This is a genomic window from Rhizobium sp. AP16, from assembly GCF_000281735.1.
GTDB classification, from domain to species: Bacteria; Pseudomonadota; Alphaproteobacteria; order Rhizobiales; family Rhizobiaceae; genus Rhizobium; species Rhizobium rhizogenes.
The window spans coordinates 71,567-89,813 of sequence record NZ_AJVM01000027.1 but is presented as its reverse complement, the minus strand read 5'-3'; the positions used below and the strand labels follow the sequence as shown (position 1 = coordinate 89,813).

Genomic DNA, 18,247 nt, shown 5'->3' with positions numbered 1-18,247 from the left:
TAGTTAAATGGCGAACTACGGCGAATTTAGATATGGGACTCAGGCATCCGCAAGCGCCGCGAAGGCTTCCAGCACATGCTGGCGGCCATCGAAAATGACGAACTCCATCGCCTTATATGCGGTCGGTCCGTCGTGAGCCGCGATGGCATCGACAATGGCCATGTGCGTATCGGCAATATTTGCAAAGCCGTTGCTGGAGGGAGGCGCGCTCATGCGGAACATGCCGACCAACGCGGCCTCGATCAGGCCCCCGAGCGACCGCATGAAGGGATTGTGAGACGCTTCTGTGACCGCCAGGTGAAAATGAAGGTCGGCAAGCGCGAGGCTATCCGCCGTATGTTCCGGCGCGGCCATCGCCAGGGCCAGCCGCCGCAGCAGCTCGATTTCTTCCGCGCCGGCCCGCTCGGCTACGAGACTGGCGGCAAACGGTTCAAAGGCCAGGCGAATATCATAGAGGTGAAGCAGGAACTCTTCGTTCACGCCGCTTTCGAAGTGCCAGGTCAGCACCTCGTTGTCGAACATGTTCCAGTGGATTCTCTCGGTGACGCGAGTGCCGACCCTGGCGCGCGGAACGACCAGTCCTTTTGCCGCCAGCGTCTTCATGCTCTCGCGCAGAACCGTGCGCGATACTTTGAACCGTTGCAGGAGATCGCTGTCGCCCGGAAGGATGCCGCCGATGGGAAAAACGCCCGACACGATTGCCTTGCCGAGATCATCGACAACCTGAGCATGGCTCGTTCGTGATTTTCCTTGGCCTTTCCGTGTCTCAAGCAATCTGCTGCGCAACCGCTCTGTCCTTCCCTTAGGCGTAACGTCGATTGAAACGGGAAAGTAACAGAAGCCCCTTCTGCATCAAAATAAACGCAAAAAGCAGCAGCCCGATCAAGATCTTCGTCCACCAGCTGGAAAGTGTTCCGTCAAAGGTGATGTAGGTCTGGATCAAGCCCTGTATAAGAATCCCGATCAGAGTCCCCCCGACGAACCCTGCTCCCCCCGTCAACAATGTTCCGCCGATAACCACCGCGGCAATGGCGTCGAGTTCGACACCGACCGTGGCAAGCGAATATCCGGCGGATGTATAGAGCGAAAAAACGATTCCGGATAGACCGGCCAAAAAGCCCGACAAAGCGTAGATCTGCATCGTCGTGCGCGCGACCGGAACGCCCATCAACTGCGCCGTCTGCACACCGCCGCCGAGCGCATAGACGTTGGCGCCGAAGCGGGTGCGATGCGCCAGCAGGATGCCGGCGGCAAAAACGATGAGCATTACGCCACCGATCACCGTCAGGCGGCCGCCGCCCGGCAGCAACAGATACATATCGCTGAGTTGCGAATAGAAATCATGGCTGATCGGAATGCTGTCGATCGACAGGACAAAAGCGATGCCCCGCGCCAGAAACATGCCCGCCAGCGTGACGATAAATGGCGGCATGGCGAGGTAATGGATGATCGCGCCCATGCCCGCGCCGAAGGCCGTCGTGATCACAAGAACAATTGCGAAGGCAAACAACGGATGGATCGAGGTGTCGCGCAGGATGATCGCCAGGAAAACGCCGGTAAAGGCAATGACCGAACCGATCGACAGGTCGATACCGCCGGAGATAATCACGAAGGTCATGCCGACGGCGGCTATCCCGAGAAAGGCATTGTCCGTCAGCAGATTGCCGGCAACCCTCGTCGACAGCATGGTCGGATACTGTAACGCGCAGCCAGTATAGGCGAGGATGAAAATGACGATCGTTGCGAGCAGCGGGAGATATTTCGAATTCACTTTGCCTGCTCCTCATGGATCATCTGCGCCTCGTCACGCCGGCGCCATAGGAACGTCGTGACTGACTGAAGGGCGGGAGACTGGATGACCAGGATAATGATGACGATGACGGCCTTGATCACCAGATTGAACTCCGGCGGGAAGCCGGACAAAAGGATGCCCGTATTGACCGACTGGATGATCATCGCGCCGATCAGCGAGCCGACAATGCTGAAGCGGCCGCCGAGAAGGGAATTTCCGCCGACAACTACGGCCAGGATCGCGTCCAGCTCGAGCCAGAGGCCGGCATTGTTGGCATCCGCGCCCTTGATATCGGCAGACACGATGATGCCGGCGATGGAGGCACAGAGGCCGCTCAGCGCATAAACGGCGATCAGCAATATCGGCGTCTGGATACCGGACAGCGTGCTGGCGCGGCGATTGATCCCGATCGCCTCGACCAACATGCCGAGCGCGGTGCGCCTGACGAGCAGGATGACCGCAAGCCCCACCGCCAGCCAGACGACGACGGGCATCGGCAGCCAGGCAAAAGATCCGCTACCGAAGAAGATCAGCCCGTCATTGTTGAAGGTCAGGATGACGCCTTCGGTGATCAATTGCGCGATGCCGCGACCCGCGACCATCAGCACTAGCGTGGCGATGATCGGTTGAATGCCGAGAACCGCGACCAGAAATCCGTTCCACAATCCGCAGGCAATCCCGACGCCGATGGTCAGCATCAGCGTGTAGGCGAGCGAACTTCCGGCAACGATCGTCGATGCCGCAACGGCGCCGCAAATTGCAATCACCGCGCCGACCGAGAGATCGATGCCCTTGGTGGCGATGACCAGCGTCATGCCGATCGCCAGAAGCGCCACCGGCGCACCGCGATTGAGGACGTCGATGACGCTGCCGTACAATCGACCGTTCTGCATTTCCAGATTAAAGAAATGCGGGAACATGATGAAATTCAAAAGAAGAATGGCAGCCAAGGCAATGAGCTGCGGCATCAATCGAAACAAGGATGCCTTGATCTGGGAACTCATGCGTCCTCCCGCTTGCTCTGCGCCGTGGCGATGGCATCGACGATATGGCTGGCGGTTATGTCGCTGCCGGTCAACTCTGCAATATGCTCGCGATCGCGCAGCACGATGACGCGAGAGCTATAGGCCACGAGTTCCTCCAGTTCGGAGGAAATCACCACCAGCGACATGCCCTGCCGGCAGAGATCCTCGATCAGCCGAATAATTTCAGCATGCGCGCCGACATCGATGCCGCGCGTCGGTTCATCGAGAATGAGGAAGCTCGGATTGGTCGCCAGCCAGCGGGCCAGAATGGCCTTCTGCTGATTGCCACCGGACAGAAGCCTGATCGGCTTTTCCCGGTCGGTGGTGCGAATATCCAGCGCCTTGATGTAGCGGTCGGCGATCGCGTTCTGCTCGCCGCGTGACAGCGGGCGCGCCCAGCCGCGACGGGCCTGAAGCGCCATGACGATATTCTCGCGAATGGAAAGATCGCCGATGATGCCATCCGTCTTGCGGTCTTCCGGGCAAAAACCAAAGCCATTCTTGATGGCGGCGCGCGGTGACGAAAGGGTCACCGACTGCGCATCGATCCTTGCCTCGCCGCTGTCGGCGCGCTCGACGCCGAACATCACTTCGGCGGTTTCCGTGCGCCCGGAACCGAGCAGACCGGCAATGCCCACCACCTCGCCGACGCGAACCTCAAGGTCGAAGGGCTTGATCTTGCCGCGTTTGCCGAAATTGGTGAAATGATACTTTGCAGGCCCGCTTTCGCTGGCTGCCTCCTTCACGCTCGCCTCGACTTCGGCAAGTTCGCGGCCCAGCATCATTGCGATCAGGGTCTGGCGTGACAGGCCCTCCGCATCGCGGGTGCCGACAAGTCGACCATTGCGGAGAACGGTAATACGGTCGCAGATCTCGTAGACTTGCTCCAAAAAATGCGTAATGAAAACAATCCCCAATCCGCGCTGCCTCAAATTTCGGATGATGCCGAAAAGCATGGCGACTTCCTGGGTATCCAGGCTCGCGGTCGGCTCGTCGAGGATGAGGACCTTGCCCGAGAGATCGACGGCACGCGCGATCGCAATCACCTGCTGGATCGCGACGGAGAAGCGATCCAGCTGCCGGCTGACATCGATATCGATACCGTATTGCGACAACAGATCCTTCGCCATGGCGTTCATCACGCGGGTGCTGATCATGCCGAAGCGCTTCGGCTGGCGACCGAGAAACAGGTTCTCCGCAACACTCAGATTGGCAAGGAGGTTCACCTCTTGATAGACCGTGCCGATACCGAGCTTCTGCGCCGCCAGCGTGTCGTGCGGATCGATCTCGACGCCATCGAGAGCAAGGCTGCCGGCGTCGCGACGGTATGCTCCGGTCATGCATTTGATGAGTGTTGACTTCCCTGCGCCGTTTTCACCGAGAAGCGCATGGACCTCGCCTCGCCGCAGCGTGAAATCGACATGGTCAAGGGCGGTGGAACCGGGAAAATATTTGCAGAAACCAGTCGCGGTCAGAAGGCGCTCGACATCGTGAGCCATGGAGCAAGAATTTCCTTGGATTGAGCGGTATAAAAAACGCGGAACTGCCGTTCGCATCGCGCATCGGCAATTCCGCGCCGAAAAAACCGCACCGACCGGTTTCCCGGCCGATGCGACCCGTTTTTTAACTCAGTAGCCCAGGTCTTTCTTCGCTTCGTAGACCTTCTCCGGGTCGTCAGCCTGCGTATACAGCTTGGACTCGGTCTGGATCCACTTCGGCGGCTCCTTCTTGGTCTTCAGATAGGCGTCGAGCGCATCGAAGGCGGGACCGGCCATGTTCGGCGTCAGCTCCACAGTCGCATTCGCTTCGCCAGCCGCCATGGCCTTGAAGAGATCCGGAACCGAATCGATGGATACGGTCAGAATGTCCTTGCCCGGCTTCAGGCCGGCTTCCTTGATCGCCTGGATGGCGCCGACGGCCATGTCGTCATTGTGAGCGTAGAGCGCACAGATATCCTTGCCGCCGTTCTCCGCCTTCAGGAAGCTTTCCATGACTTCCTTGCCCTTGGCGCGGGTGAAGTCGCCCGTCTGGCTGCGGACGATCTTCAGGTTGTCATGACCCTTGATGGCTTCCTCGAAGCCCTTCTTGCGCGCAATCGCCGGCGAGGACCCCGTGGTGCCCTGAAGCTCGACGATGTTGCACTTCTTGTCACCGACATTCTTCACCAGCCAATCGCCGGCAACCTTGCCTTCGTGGATCTGGTCGGAGGTAACGGCGGTCAGATAGAGATCCTTCGGCGCATTGATCGTGCGGTCCAGCAGGATGACCGGGATCTTGGCTTCCTTAGCTTCCTTCAGAACGGAATCCCATCCGGTTTCCACGACCGGTGCCAGCAGAATCGCGTCAACACCCTGGGCGATGAAGGAGCGAATCGCCTTGATCTGGTTTTCCTGCTTCTGCTGCGCGTCGGCAAACTTAAGATCGATGCCGCGCTTCTTAGCTTCCTGTTTGGTCAGGGTCGTTTCCGCGGCCCGCCAGCCGGATTCCGAGCCGATTTGCGAGAAGCCGACGACCAGATCCTTTGCCGATGCAGACGTGAACATGCAGGCGGCAAGAATGGTGGCACTCACCAGTGCAGTCTTCAATTTCATGATATCCTCCCAAAGGGCCATCTCCTGAGGCCATGGAGAAAAAATCATATAGTAATACTTTTGTAAATCGACATTCGTTGATGCAGTGCAACAAAAAAGGGCGCCATCAGCGCCCTTTTTCAACTTTTGCGATTTTCGCCCGCTTTTACTTCGAGGCCGGCAACTTGTCGTCGATGCCTTCGATGTAGAAGTTCATGCCGAGCAGCGTGCCGTCATCGGCGCGCTCGCCTGCCTTCAGCCAAACCGTACCGTCCTGCTTGTTGATCGGGCCGGTGAAGGGCGCGAGTTCGCCGGACTTGATCTTGGCTTCGGTCTCTTCGGCCAGTTTCTTCACGTCGTCGGGCATGTTGGTATAGGGCGCCATCGTCAGGATGCCGTCCTTCAGGCCGTCAAAGCTCTGCTCGGACTTCCAGGTGCCGTCGAAGAAGGCGTGGACGCGCTTGATGTAGTAAGCGCCCCAGGTGTCCTCGATCGCGGTCAGCTGCGTGTGCGGACCGGCAGCGATCATGTCGGAAGCCTGGCCGAAAGCCTTGATGCCACGCTGTTCGGCGACCTGCATCGGCGCGGTCGTGTCGGTGTGCTGCGTCAGGATATCAACGCCCTGATCGATCAGCGCCTTGGCGGCGTCGGCTTCCTTGCCCGGGTCGAACCAGGTGTTGACCCAGATGACCTTCATCTTGAAGTTCGGGTTGACCGACTTGGCACCGGCTTCAAAGCCGTTGATGCCCATCACCACTTCCGGGATCGGGAAGGTAGCGATGTAGCCGGCCGTGCCGGTCTTCGACAATTTGGCGGCGATGACGCCGCTGATGTAGCGGCCTTCATAGAAGCGCGAATTATAGGTCGCGACGTTGTCGGCCGTCTTGAAGCCGGTGGCGTGCTCGAACTTCACCTTCGGATACTTCTTGGCGACGGCGATCGTCGGATCCATGAAGCCAAAGGAAGTGGTGAAGACCATGGCGCAGCCGGAGCGGGCCAGGCGCTCGATGGCGCGTTCGGCATCCGGGCCTTCCGGAACGTTTTCGAGGAACGGCGTTTCGATCTTGTCGCCGAATGCCTTTTGCAGTTCCTGGCGACCCTTGTCATGGGCCTGCGTCCAGCCACCGTCGGTCTTCGAGCCGACATAGATGAAGCAGATCTTCGTCTTGGCGGCAGCTTCCGCCGAGGTGGCAGCGCCGATACCGACGATCAGGGCCGCGGTGGCGGCGAGTGAGAGTGCTAGTTTTTTCATAGTAACCCCTGTTGGTTGGAAGGTTTCCGATAGCCCGTCTTTTGATTGTTCATCGATCCGGCACGAAAGACTTGCCGAGCGATGCTGGCGTGTTGATCAACGTCGCACGCCGATTTTGAGAGATAATAACCAGGACGACAACCGTGGAAAGATACGGCAGCATCGAGAGAAATTGTGACGGCACGCCGATGCCGAATGCCTGTGCGTGCAGTTGCAGGATCGTCACGGCGCCGAAGAGATAGCCGCCGATGAGAATACGCCATGGGCGCCAGGACGCGAAGACGACCAAGGCAAGCGCGATCCAGCCGCGGCCGCCGGACATGCTTTCCGTCCATTGCGGCGTATAGATCAGCGATAGCTGAGCGCCGGCAAGCCCCGCGCAGGCGCCGCCGAACATGACGGCGAGATAGCGCGTGCGGATGACATTGATGCCAAGCGCATGCGCCGAGGCGTGATTGTCGCCGATGGAGCGAAGCTTGAGGCCGGCGCGGCTGCGGAACAGGAACCAGTTGACCGCAATCACCAGGACGATCGACAGATAGAAGACGATATCCTGCTTGAACAGCACGGTGCCGATATAGGGTATCTGCGACAGGACCGGGATTTCGATCGGCAGCAGGCGGATGCCCGGCACGCCGACATAACCTTCGCCGATCATGCCGGATACACCGAGCCCGAGGATCGTCAACGCCAGGCCGGTCGCCACCTGATTGCTGACCAGTGTCAAGGTCAAGAAGGCGAAAAGCAGCGAGAACAGTGCTCCCGAGACCACGCCGGCAACAAGGCCGAGATAGGGATTGCCGGTGATCTGGGCGGCAACGAAAGCCCCGACCGATCCCATGATCATCATGCCTTCGACGCCGAGATTGAGCACGCCCGCCCGCTCGGTCACCAGCTCGCCGATAGCGGCGATGACCAGCGGCGTTGCCGCGGTAACGATCGTTAGGAGGACGGCTTCGAAAAAGGTCATGCCACACCTCCGGTCTTGACGTGCGCCCGCGACCGGACGAAGCGGATCTTGTAATAGATCAGCGCGTCGCAGGACAAGACGAAGAACAACAGGAAGCCCTGGAAGACGCTGGTCACCTTGTCGGAAACGCCGATGGTCAACTGCGCACCCTCGCCGCCGATATAGGTCAGCGCCAGCACCAGGCCGGAGGCGATGAGGCCAAGCGGATTGAGGCGGCCGAGATAGGCGACGATGATCGCTGTAAAGCCATAGCCCGGCGAGATCGACGGCTGCAGGTGGCCGATGGTGCCGGAAACCTCGGAAATGCCGGCGAGACCGGCAAGCGCGCCTGACAACAGGAATGCGAACCAGACCATCTTCTTCGGCGAGAATCCGGCGAAACGCCCTGCCCGCTCCGATTGCCCGAGCACGACCACCTCGAAGCCCTTCAGCGTGAAGCGCATCATGAACCAGAGAAGGATAGCCGCGACGATCGCAAAGACGAAGCCCCAATGCGCGGTGATGGTGTCATCCCAGATCGGCGGCAGCACGCCTTCCGGGACGAAGTCGCGCGTTCCGTAAAAGCCATGGCCATCCGGGTTGCGCCAAGGTCCGCGCGTCAACCAGTCCAGGAAGAGCTGGGCGACGTAAGTCAGCATCAGGCTGGTCAGGATTTCGTTGGTGTTGAAATGCGTCTTCAGGAGGGCCGGAATGGCGGCATAGAGCGCGCCGCCGATAGCGCCACAGATCATTATCAGCGGCAGCAACAGCGGCGAATGCCAATCGTAGAAATAGACGGGAATGATGGAGCCGAATATGGCGCCGACGCTATATTGGCCTTCCGCGCCGATATTCCAGTTGTTGGAGCGATAACAGACCGACAGGCCCACGGCGATGAGGATCAGCGGCCCCGCCTTCTTCGCCAGCTCGTTCAGCGACCAGGGATCGAACAGCGGCTCGATGAGCAGGGCTTCGAGCGAATCCAGCGGATCCTTGCCGAGCATCCAGAACATGATGCCGCCGGCGATCAGCATCAAAACCAGCGCGAGCAGCGGCGACACAAAGCCATAAAGCTTCGATGCCTGCGGGCGCTTTTCGAGTTCAATTCGCATGCGCTGGCTCCGAATGGGTCTTGGATTCGTGCAGGCCGCCCATCAGCAGACCAATCTTCTCCCGCGTCAGCTCGTTTGCCGGATAGGCAGGCGACAGCCGGCCTTCGGAAATTACGGCGATATCGGTCGCCACTTCGAAGATTTCGTCAAGATCCTGGCTGATGACGAGCACGGCCGAGCCGCTTCGAGCGAGATCTACCAGCGCCTGACGGATGCGGCTTGCTGCACCCGCATCGACGCCCCATGTCGGCTGATTGACGACCAGCACGGTCGGTTGGCGATCCAGCTCGCGGCCGACGATGAATTTCTGCAGGTTGCCGCCCGAAAGCGCCCCGGCGGCCGGATCCTCGCCGCTCTTGCGAACATCCATAGCCTCGCAAATCCGCTTGGCTGCCTGTTTGATCGCGCCATGGCGGATCACCTTCAGGAAACCGCCGCCGAGAAAAGCCTTGCGATCCGATTGAGCGCGGGCAAGCACGAGATTGTCCGACAATTTCAGGCCCGTCACCGCGGCATGGCCCTGGCGCTCTTCCGGCACGAAACCGGCGCCGAGCAGTCGGCGCGCATTGATGCCCTTGGTGCCGACCGCCTGGCCGCGCACATGGATCAAATCGTCCGAGATTACGGTATGCTCGCCGGAGATGACGTCGAACAGCTCCCCCTGCCCGTTGCCGGCCACGCCTGCAATCGCCAGAATTTCACCGGCGCGGACACGAAGCGAAATATCCTTCAGCGAGATGGCAAACGGGGTGCGCGCGGGAACGGTAAGGCCGGCGACCTCCAATTGGATGTCGCCCTTCTTGCCAAACCCTTCATGCTGAACGCTGGCAACGTCGCTGCCGACCATCATCCGCGCGAGCGAGCCGGTCGTTTCCTGCCGCGGGTCGCAGGCGCCGGTCACCTTTCCATGGCGAAGCACGGTCGCGCGCGAACAGATGCGCTGCACCTCCTCCAGGCGATGGCTTATATAGAGAACCGAGCGGCCTTCATCCCTGAGCTGGAACAACGTCTCGAACATGCGGTCGGCTTCCTGCGGCGTCAGCACCGAGGTCGGCTCGTCGAGAATGATCAGCTTCGGGTTCTGCAACAGCGCGCGCACGATCTCGATCCGCTGGCGCTCGCCAACGGAGAGATCGGCGACATGCGCGTGCGGATCGAGCGGCAGGCCATAGGCGCGCGACAAGCTGGCAGCCTCCTCGACGATCTTTCCGATCGGAACGCTGTCATCAAGGGAAAGAGCGATATTCTCGGCAACCGTCAGTGCCTCGAACAACGAGAAATGCTGGAACACCATGCCGATACCGAGCTTGCGCGCAGCGCCCGGCGAGGCGATGGATACGGGCTTCCCCTGCCAGGCGATCTCGCCAGCAGTCGGCTCCAGAACGCCGAACAGCATCTTCACGAGAGTGGATTTGCCTGCGCCGTTTTCACCGAGCAGAGCGTGGATCTCGCCCGGTTGGATTTCCAGATCAATTTCATTACAGGCAGCAAAGCTACCGAACAGCTTCGTCAGTTTTCGAACCGACAATAACGCACCGGCTGCCGGCATATCGGATGACGACACGTTCCCCTCATTTCTTTCCCAACAATCCGCCCTTTTGGATCTATGGGATCAGCAGCGTAGTTCCACTCGTTTTTCTTGATTCCAGATCCGAGTGCGCGCGCCCTGCATCGCTCAGCGGATATGTCTGGCTGATATTGATACGCACTTTGCTGCTTTGCACAACAGCAAATAATGCTTCCGCACTGGCTCTTAACTCCTCAGGGGTGCCGACATAGGCGAAAAGACTTGGCCTTGTGGCGAAAAGCGAGCCCTTCTGATTGAGGATGGCAAGGTTAAAATTCTCTATCGGACCGGAGGACTGACCGAAGGTTACCCACAGGCCACGCGGCTTCAGACAATCGAGAGACTGTGGAAACGTATCCCGGCCAACCGAGTCATAGACGACATCGACGCCCTTGCCGCCTGTGATCTCCTTGACGCGGTCGGCGAAGTTTTCACGGCTATAGTCGATGACATGGTCATAGCCATGCTCCAGTGCCAGCTTGACCTTCTCCGACGAGCCGGCCGTTCCGATCACGGTGGCGCCGAGGGATTTCGCCCATTGTCCGGCGATCAGTCCAACGCCGCCGGCGGCCGCATGGAACAGCAACACGGTTCCCGGTCCGACTTTGAAGGTGCGGTTGAGCAAATACTCCACCGTCATCCCCTTCAGCATCATCACGCCGGCGGTCTCGAGCGGAATATCGTCCGGAACCTTGACGAGATGGCGGGTCTCGATATTGCGCTCGACGCTGTAGGCGCCGTCACTGCCGACATAGGCAACGCGATCGCCAGCGGCAAAATCGGTCACCCCGGAGCCAATGGCGGTGATCGTGCCGGCCGCTTCCTTGCCCAGCGGCAACGGGAAATACGGCGCCTTGTAGAGGCCCGAACGGAAATAGACATCGATGAAGTTCAACCCGATCGCGGCATGGCGGATCTGTACCTCGCCGACACCCGGAGGCGGCAGGTCCACCTCTTCCAGCTTCATGACTTCAGGACCGCCGTTTTGATGGATGCGAATGGCCTGGGTCTTCTTCATGACGCGCAAATCCTACTGACGCCCGAGGGATGGGAAAAACTGCAACACGCCGCCGATGCAATAAAGATAGATACCACTGAGGACAAACAGGGCGACTGCCCAGTGCGGCATGACGAAATGCATCAGCAACGAATAGACACCGAGCGCGGACCAGAACAGGAAGATTCCGAGATTGAGCGGCCGCAGCCGCTTGACGCGCACCGGATGCAGGAAATTGATCGGCAGAAACGTCAGGACGACGGAGACGCCGACGACAATCATGGCGGTTGTCGCATTGGCGCCGATGACGAACAACGTGAAGACCACCATGTTCCAGACGACGGGAAAGCCGGAGAAGAAATATTCATCCGTCTTCATGCCGGTATCGGCGTAATAGATGGCGCTGGAAACGACGATCATGCCGGCGGCAACGAAGGACCATGGCTCGCCGATCATGCCGCTTTCATAAAGCGCGAAGGCCGGCAGCAGCACATAGGTCACATAGTCGATGATATTGTCGAGCGTGTCGCCGGACCAATTGGGCAGCACTTCCTTGACGCGGACCTTACGGGCGATCGGCCCGTCGATACCGTCGACGAGCAGCGCAAGGCCGAGCCACCAGAACATATCGACAAAGCGATGCTCCGCCGCGGCGACAACGCCGAGAAAGGCGAGGAAAGAGCCGGATGCCGTCAATATGTGCACGGAGAAGGCACGAATCTCCGCATAAGGCACCCGCTTGTAATTGAAGACTTTCATCCGCCCCACTGCTCGCCTGTTTATTCACCTGCCCCGGCAGGCGATTTTTCTCGCTAATATGCATCGTTTGCCCGGCACCGCCAGCGCAAAAGCTCCATTTCCAGTGCACGCTATAGCGTGTACCCGTCATTTTCACCCACTGCGATGTTTCATCCCATGGATTTCAACAGGCTAAGTGCTTATTTTCAGAGCGAAGACAATTGAGGCATCGATATGAAGCAGGTTGAAGTGGCCGTCATTGGCGGTGGTCTGGCAGGGATGGTGGCGGCGGTCGCGCTGGCGCGCGGCGGAAGACCCGTCGCCCTGGTGGCCGCGCCCTACACCAAGACGGACCGCCGGACCACGGCACTGATGGACCAATCGATTCGCTTCGTTGAGCGGCTGGCACTGTGGGGGTCGATCGCGCCTTCGACCGCCGCATTGACGACGATGCAGATCATCGACGGCACGACCCGCCTGCTGCGCGCGCCGACCGTCTCCTTCCGCGCCTCGGAAATCGGCCTCGACGCCTTCGGCTATAATATCCCGAACGCCGTGCTGCTCGGCACTCTTAGTGAAGCCGTCAAGGCCGAGGGGAATATCACCCTCATCGAGACCACCGCTTCCGAGGTCGCCATCTGCGACGATAGCGTCACGATCACGCTCGAAGATGGCGACACGGTCGAAGCGGCTTTCGTGGTCGGCGCGGATGGGCGCAATTCGATGGTGCGAGACACGCTCGGGATCAAGGTCAAGAGGTGGTCCTATCAGCAATCGGCCATGGTGCTGAACTTTGCGCATTCCCTGCCGCATCAGAACATATCGACGGAGTTCCACACTGAGAGCGGACCGTTCACCCAGGTTCCCCTGCCCGGTAACCGCTCCAGTCTCGTCTGGGTGCAAAAGCCTGAGGAAGCCGCCGCCAATGCGGAGAAATCGCTGGAAGACCTCGGCCGGTTGATCGAGGAGCGCATGCAATCGATGCTCGGCAAGGTCGATGTCGAGGACAATGTGCAGGTCTGGCCGCTCTCCGGCATGACGGCCCACCGCTTCGGCAAGGGTCGTGCCGCGCTGATCGGCGAATCCGCCCATGTTTTCCCGCCGATCGGTGCGCAGGGCCTGAACCTCAGCCTGCGTGACATCATCGCTCTGACCGATATTCTTTGCGGCAGCGCCGATCAGCCTATTGCGGCCTCCGCCGGGGACACTTTCGACCGCAAGCGACGCACGGATATCATCAGCCGGACGACAAGCGTCGACCTGCTGAACCGCTCGCTCCTGTCGGACTTCCTGCCGGTGCAGATGCTGCGGGCCGCAGGCCTGCACGTCCTCTCCGCCATCCCGCCACTGCGCAACGTCGTCATGCGCGAGGGCATCGAGCCCGGTGGCAGCCTGCGCGGCTTTACCTCCATGTTACGGGAAAAGCTGCGCCGGTAAGGTGCCGGACTTGATCAGGTAAAGCAGCAGCGACACCGTCACCACGGAACATGCCGTGGTGATCAGAATAGTGGCGGATGCCCGTTCCTGCCAGACGCCATATTGCTGGCCGATGACGAAAACATTCGTCGCCGTCGGCAAGGCGGCAAGCAGCACCGCCGATTCGATCCAGATCGGATCGAAGCCCCCGACCATCTGCAGCACGAGATAGACCATCAGCGGATGCAGGATGAGCTTTGCCGGCACGATATAGCCGATCTCGACGGGAATTCGCTTCAGCGGCCGAAGAGCGAGCGTCACGCCCATGGCGAACAGCGCGCAAGGGGCGGCAGCCTGGGCGAGATAATCAACAAAACGCTGGAAGGCGACCGGCTGGTGGACCGAAAAAGCAGCCACGGCAAAACCAAAAGCGGTCGACAGAATGAAGGGGTGCAACAGCACTTTCCGGGCGATATCGGCGGCAACCCGGCCGGGCGAACGCTTGTCGCCGCCCTCGATGGCCATCAGCGCCGGAGCGACGATGAAATGCAGTGCATTTTCGAAGCAAACGATGAGGGCCACGGGAACGGCGGCTTTTTCGCCCAGCGCCAGCAATGCCAGACCCGGCCCCATGTAGCCGATATTGCCATAAGCACCGGCAAAGGCCTGGATCGTGCTGTCGGCCAGCGAATTGCGCCGCAGGACGCGTCCAACCAGGAACACCAGCAGGAAGATCGAATAGGTCGCGGCGATGTCGGCGACGATGAAGTCGACGCGAGTCAGCTGTTCTATCGGCGTTTGCGAAACGAGCTTGAAAAATAGCGCCGGCAGCGCGGCATAGATGATGAAGGTATTGAGCCAGCCGAGCGCCTCGGCGGGCTGTTTCGTGATACGTGCGGCAATGTAACCGATCAGGATCAGGCCGAAGAACGGCAGCAACAGACCGACAATGTCAGTCATCGGGGTCAGCCATCGGGCATTTTCCACTCTGACGATGAAAACAGGAACGGACGATGGCGTCCGGCTTAGCCGATTTTCATCAGGATTGGAAAGGTCTGCTGGAACCAGATTGCCATGTCGCTGACATAGCCGAACATGAAGGCGAGGCCAGTCAGCACCAGAAACCCGCCCATGACCTTCTCGACGGTGCCGAGATGGCGGCGGAAGCGGACCAGGAAGCTCATGAACGCACCGGAGAAACCGGCGGCGATCCAGAAGGGAATGGCGAGACCCAGCGAATAGATGGCAAGCAGCCCGGCCCCGGCGCCAATTGTCTCGCGCGACGCCGCAACCCCGAGGATCGCTCCGAGCACCGGGCCGATGCAGGGCGTCCAGCCGAAGGCGAAGGCGAGGCCCATAATATAGGCGCCCGTCAGCGTCGCCGGCTTGCCATTTCCTTGAAAGCGCGCCTCACGCGCGAGAATGCCAAGCCGGAAAACGCCAAGGAAATTCAAGCCCATGATAACGATGATCAGACCACCGATCTTGGCAAGAATATCAAGATGCTGGCGCAGCAGAAGGCCGATCGATGACGCGCCCGCGCCAAGCGCGATGAAGACGGTCGCAAAGCCCAGCGTGAAGAACAGGGCTGAAAACAGCACATTGCCGCGGACACTCGGCCCACTTGCCACCGCCGCTCCGCCGCCACGAAACTGCTCGACGGAAATACCGGCCATGTAACAGAGATAAGGCGGCACCAGCGGCAGGACGCAGGGCGACAGAAACGAAAGCGCTCCGGCGAGCAAGGCACTGAGAAGCGAGATATCGGCAAGCGACACGATAGACTCCGGCTATGTCATTCAGCCGTCTTACTAACGTCGCGAGGGGCGGAAGGCCAATCACCTTTTCGAGGGGTAGCGCGGAGCAAGGCGGAGGCTGAAATGCATCGGTGTGGGGAATAGGGCTGCGGCGTTCGAGACGATGATCAGGATCGGCGACAAGTTGGTTGGATAATGAGGGTGTTCTCCATCAGCACCCAATATGTTGAAGCTTGTTTGATTATTTTTTCACAAGTGATGAAAACTTTAGCGAGCACTCCCATTTCAGGGAAGTCGCTATGCGAGCTCGTCCCGCAAGATTGAAAGCTGGAGCAGACCGTGAATAAAGTTCTCAATTATGTTGGCATCGATGGCTATCGATGTTTTCTGGTTGCCGCAGTTTGCATACCATCCTTCTTCGATGTGAGAATTTTCTATGGTGTTCTGATGTTTTTCGGATTTTGCATTCCGGGAACTTTGAACGAGCTTTTCAATAAGCCAGACGATTCCGGAAACAGGATGTTCTTTGTGTCTGGACGTGTTCTCTTTCCCTATGAGGTATTCCTGTTCATCTGGAATGGCTTCAGGGTGAAAAGCTAACAAGAACGATCAACCGTGTTTCCGTAAGCAAAACAAGAGCTCGAATATATACAGCCGCCATGCCTTAGCCTGACTTCACTGCAACAGAGATACCCCAGCCTCTTCTGCGGCCTTGATAAAGGCGTTTCGGGCGGCTTGAGGATGAACGCGTTCCATGATCGCGTCGAGACATGCCTGGATCGCAGTCAGGTACGCCTCACCATTCCTAATCGGCCAATGGTCCAGCAGCGTCTCCGTCGCATCCTGTGCCGTATTGACACGTCGATATCCACCCGTGTCGCTCATCACGAGCGTTACGGCGGCTGGAAATGGTCGCAAAGTGTTTCGTTCCAAAACTGATGACCTCAAAAGCGTAAAGACGCGAATAACCTTGCAAAAGCCGTTCCAGGAAATGCGGCCAACGCTCTCAGGGTGGTTCGGGGCACTGGGAAGCCTGAAGAGTTGATCGGGCAATGCGTCGGCGTCGCGAATTCGGCCGTTGCGTTTGATGACATAACGCAGGTCTTTCCTTCGCCGTTACCCCAAGCTCAGAAAGATCATTGTCTCTTGGATTAACTTCACCAAACCGGCCATTTAAAAGGGCCGTGGTGAGAGCGTCGGGGTTCGAACCCGAGACCTACTGATTAAAAGTCAGTTGCTCTACCAGCTGAGCTACGCTCTCCCCGTCCGCGGGTGATTGGCACCCCGGCTGGAAGTGCGCGGAACATATGCAGGCGCCCTATTGCGGTCAACCCATAAAATCGCCGTTGCGGCATCGCAGAATGCTTTTCCGCAGGTTGAGGTCGCAAAAACCGTCTGCATTGCCGACGGAAATGCCCGGATCGGCTGAAAACCGGGCCTTCGCAGAGCCGGAAAATGTGTTGTCGATAGCTGAATTAGTTCAGGCATGGCGGATCAATTGTAGCAATAACCGTCGATAATGGGGGTGGCGATGGCCGCGCCCTATCCGGCGCGTGCAATTGTTTGCCGTACGAATCGCTTTTGGTGTATATCAGCATTTGTGAACAACCCACCGAGTCTCAGGAGGACCTTATGGAAGTCGGTTGGATTGCAGCTATTATTATTGGTGGCCTTGCCGGCTGGTTCGCTGAAATGATCATGAAGAGCGATACCGGCATAATCATGAACATCGTCCTCGGCATTGTAGGTGCGCTTGTTGCCAGTTGGCTTTTCGGGATTGTGGGCCTCTCGCTGCCCTTCAACGCCTTGATCAACTACCTGATCACCGGCTTTATCGGCGCCTGCATCCTGATCTTTATCGGTCGACTGATCAGGCGATAGACATCGTGCGGGCGAAAGCTCGTCCCGAGTGGGAACAGAAGGGAAGACGGGACAACCGCCTTCCCTTTTTTATTGCTCTGACATGCGCTCCGCCGACCGAGACCCTTTTCAACCTCACGAAGAGCGCTAGGTACAAAGCAGAAGCAAAGAGGAGTTTGGAAGTATGATGGAAAGCGCCAATCAGACGCCGAGCCGCAAGGTACTGCGCGGTCGCCCCTACAGCATCGCCGAATTCGCGCGGAAATATCGCCTCGACGACGAGGAGGCCAAGCGTCTCTTCGACAAGTTCGGCCCATCGGCCACCGAACTGGATCTGCTGATGGCCGCCAAGCGGAAACCACCGAGTCTCGCCACCGTCATCGGCCATTGATCGACATGACGCGGCGGAAATCCGGGTGTTTATCCGGCTTCTTCCGCCGGCATAGCAGCCAGCACGAGGCACGCGACAGCACCCCTCCCTCCAATCTGATATATCAGCGCGGCTTGCCATCGCAAATGTGGCGTGCCAGAAAATGATATATCGGCATGGACATGGGAATCGGCTGGGATGCATCATTCGCAAAGCCACCTCGCCTATCTCGCCCTGGAGCACCTGATCGTTACGCTGGTGCTGAAGCCCGGTGCGCTCGTCACGGAAAAGCAGCTGATCGAACTGGCGGGCCATGGCCGCACGCCGGTGCGCGAGGCGATCCAGAAGCTCGCATGGCAGGGGCTTATCCATGTGCGGCCACGCGTCGGGCTGCAGATCGCGGAAATCCGACCGGACGACCATATGCATGTCATGCAGGTCAGGCGCGAACTGGAGCCGATCGCCGCTTCACTGGTTGCCATCAACGCCAATCAGCAGCAGCGCGACCAGCTGGTCGAATGCGCCCGCCTAATGTCTGACTGCACCATCACGGGCGACCTGCCCGGTTTCTTCGCTGCCGACAAGACATTCGATGAAATCCTGGAAGAGGCCTGCCCGAACGGCTTCATCACTGCAGCGCTTGGCCCGGTGCAGACCCACTCGCGCCGGCTCTGGTATTCTACAGCCACGCCAGACGGCATGGACCGGGCGATCGCGCTGCATGTCGGCGTCATCCGCGCCATTCATCAGGGCAATGCCGAAGATGCCAGCAAGGCAATGGCAACGCTGATCGACTATCTCAGCGGCACATGAAAAAGGCGGCCTCGCTATCGAGGCCGCCG

The 18,247-nt window shown here is 59.1% G+C and carries 19 protein-coding genes and 1 tRNA gene; 4 read left to right on the top strand and 16 right to left on the bottom strand.

Annotation, left to right across the window (positions count from 1 at the left end):
- Positions 1-39: 39 nt before the first annotated feature.
- From PMI03_RS12340 to pcsA, 11 genes are all read right to left on the bottom strand, one after another.
- Positions 40-786 carry a FadR/GntR family transcriptional regulator gene (locus PMI03_RS12340; protein WP_007693517.1) on the bottom strand — a complete coding sequence of 249 codons (747 nt, stop codon included), beginning with the start codon at positions 784-786 and terminating at the stop codon, positions 40-42.
- A 16-nt stretch (positions 787-802) separates the two neighbouring features.
- Positions 803-1,771 (bottom strand): galactofuranose ABC transporter, permease protein YjfF, encoded by a 969-nt coding sequence (gene yjfF, locus PMI03_RS12335; RefSeq protein WP_007693515.1) that lies wholly within the window; start codon positions 1,769-1,771, stop codon positions 803-805.
- Positions 1,768-2,796, bottom strand: coding sequence for an ABC transporter permease (locus PMI03_RS12330; RefSeq protein ID WP_007693514.1), 1,029 nt, complete (start codon positions 2,794-2,796; stop codon positions 1,768-1,770). The genes yjfF and PMI03_RS12330 overlap by 4 nt, the downstream gene beginning before the upstream one ends.
- On the bottom strand, positions 2,793-4,316 hold the full coding sequence (ytfR, locus tag PMI03_RS12325) for a galactofuranose ABC transporter, ATP-binding protein YtfR (protein WP_007693512.1): 1,524 nt from the start codon (positions 4,314-4,316) through the stop codon (positions 2,793-2,795). The genes PMI03_RS12330 and ytfR overlap by 4 nt, the downstream gene beginning before the upstream one ends.
- Before the next feature lie 129 nt (positions 4,317-4,445).
- Entirely contained in the window at positions 4,446-5,408 is a 963-nt protein-coding gene (gene ytfQ / locus PMI03_RS12320) for a galactofuranose ABC transporter, galactofuranose-binding protein YtfQ (RefSeq protein WP_007693510.1), read from the bottom strand.
- A 145-nt stretch (positions 5,409-5,553) separates the two neighbouring features.
- Positions 5,554-6,639: a BMP family ABC transporter substrate-binding protein gene (locus PMI03_RS12315; protein WP_007693508.1), complete on the bottom strand. Its 1,086-nt coding sequence runs from the start codon at positions 6,637-6,639 to the stop codon at positions 5,554-5,556.
- Between the two features lie 49 nt (positions 6,640-6,688).
- Positions 6,689-7,609 carry an ABC transporter permease gene (locus PMI03_RS12310; RefSeq protein ID WP_007693506.1) on the bottom strand — a complete coding sequence of 307 codons (921 nt, stop codon included), beginning with the start codon at positions 7,607-7,609 and terminating at the stop codon, positions 6,689-6,691.
- On the bottom strand, positions 7,606-8,700 hold the full coding sequence (locus PMI03_RS12305; RefSeq protein ID WP_007693504.1) for an ABC transporter permease: 1,095 nt from the start codon (positions 8,698-8,700) through the stop codon (positions 7,606-7,608). Before PMI03_RS12305 ends, PMI03_RS12310 begins: the two co-directional genes overlap by 4 nt.
- The gene (locus PMI03_RS12300) at positions 8,690-10,249 is read right to left on the bottom strand and encodes an ABC transporter ATP-binding protein (protein WP_409033799.1); all 1,560 of its coding nucleotides are present in this window, start codon (positions 10,247-10,249) and stop codon (positions 8,690-8,692) included. Before PMI03_RS12300 ends, PMI03_RS12305 begins: the two co-directional genes overlap by 11 nt.
- Positions 10,250-10,304: 55 nt before the next feature.
- The gene (locus tag PMI03_RS12295; RefSeq protein WP_007693501.1) at positions 10,305-11,285 is read right to left on the bottom strand and encodes a quinone oxidoreductase; all 981 of its coding nucleotides are present in this window, start codon (positions 11,283-11,285) and stop codon (positions 10,305-10,307) included.
- A gap of 12 nt (positions 11,286-11,297) precedes the next feature.
- Positions 11,298-12,023 carry a phosphatidylcholine synthase gene (gene pcsA, locus PMI03_RS12290; RefSeq protein WP_007693499.1) on the bottom strand — a complete coding sequence of 242 codons (726 nt, stop codon included), beginning with the start codon at positions 12,021-12,023 and terminating at the stop codon, positions 11,298-11,300.
- 213 nt (positions 12,024-12,236) lie between these two features.
- Between pcsA and PMI03_RS12285 the strand changes: the two genes are divergently transcribed.
- Positions 12,237-13,439, top strand: coding sequence for a UbiH/UbiF family hydroxylase (locus tag PMI03_RS12285; protein WP_007693498.1), 1,203 nt, complete (start codon positions 12,237-12,239; stop codon positions 13,437-13,439).
- Here PMI03_RS12285 and PMI03_RS12280 read toward each other — a convergent pair.
- From PMI03_RS12280 to PMI03_RS12260, 5 genes are all read right to left on the bottom strand, one after another.
- Complete coding sequence (locus tag PMI03_RS12280; RefSeq protein WP_007693496.1) at positions 13,416-14,378, bottom strand: AEC family transporter; 963 nt, start codon at positions 14,376-14,378, stop codon at positions 13,416-13,418. The two genes, PMI03_RS12285 and PMI03_RS12280, sit on opposite strands and share 24 nt — an antisense overlap.
- A gap of 65 nt (positions 14,379-14,443) precedes the next feature.
- Positions 14,444-15,196 (bottom strand): cytochrome c biogenesis CcdA family protein, encoded by a 753-nt coding sequence (locus PMI03_RS12275; protein WP_007693495.1) that lies wholly within the window; start codon positions 15,194-15,196, stop codon positions 14,444-14,446.
- Between the two features lie 276 nt (positions 15,197-15,472).
- Positions 15,473-15,778 carry a hypothetical protein gene (locus PMI03_RS31665; RefSeq protein WP_141683184.1) on the bottom strand — a complete coding sequence of 102 codons (306 nt, stop codon included), beginning with the start codon at positions 15,776-15,778 and terminating at the stop codon, positions 15,473-15,475.
- Positions 15,779-15,850: 72 nt separating this feature from the next.
- Positions 15,851-16,063 (bottom strand): DUF982 domain-containing protein, encoded by a 213-nt coding sequence (locus PMI03_RS12265; protein WP_309574364.1) that lies wholly within the window; start codon positions 16,061-16,063, stop codon positions 15,851-15,853.
- A gap of 297 nt (positions 16,064-16,360) precedes the next feature.
- A tRNA-Lys gene (locus PMI03_RS12260) sits at positions 16,361-16,436 on the bottom strand.
- A gap of 371 nt (positions 16,437-16,807) precedes the next feature.
- Here PMI03_RS12260 and PMI03_RS12255 point away from each other — a divergent pair.
- The 3 genes from PMI03_RS12255 (at position 16,808) to PMI03_RS12245 (ending at position 18,218) form a co-directional block, all read left to right on the top strand.
- Positions 16,808-17,056, top strand: coding sequence for a GlsB/YeaQ/YmgE family stress response membrane protein (locus PMI03_RS12255; RefSeq protein ID WP_007693493.1), 249 nt, complete (start codon positions 16,808-16,810; stop codon positions 17,054-17,056).
- Between the two features lie 163 nt (positions 17,057-17,219).
- Positions 17,220-17,426, top strand: coding sequence for a hypothetical protein (locus PMI03_RS12250; protein ID WP_007693492.1), 207 nt, complete (start codon positions 17,220-17,222; stop codon positions 17,424-17,426).
- 177 nt (positions 17,427-17,603) lie between these two features.
- Positions 17,604-18,218 (top strand): GntR family transcriptional regulator, encoded by a 615-nt coding sequence (locus tag PMI03_RS12245; protein WP_007693491.1) that lies wholly within the window; start codon positions 17,604-17,606, stop codon positions 18,216-18,218.
- Positions 18,219-18,247 lie beyond the last annotated feature (29 nt).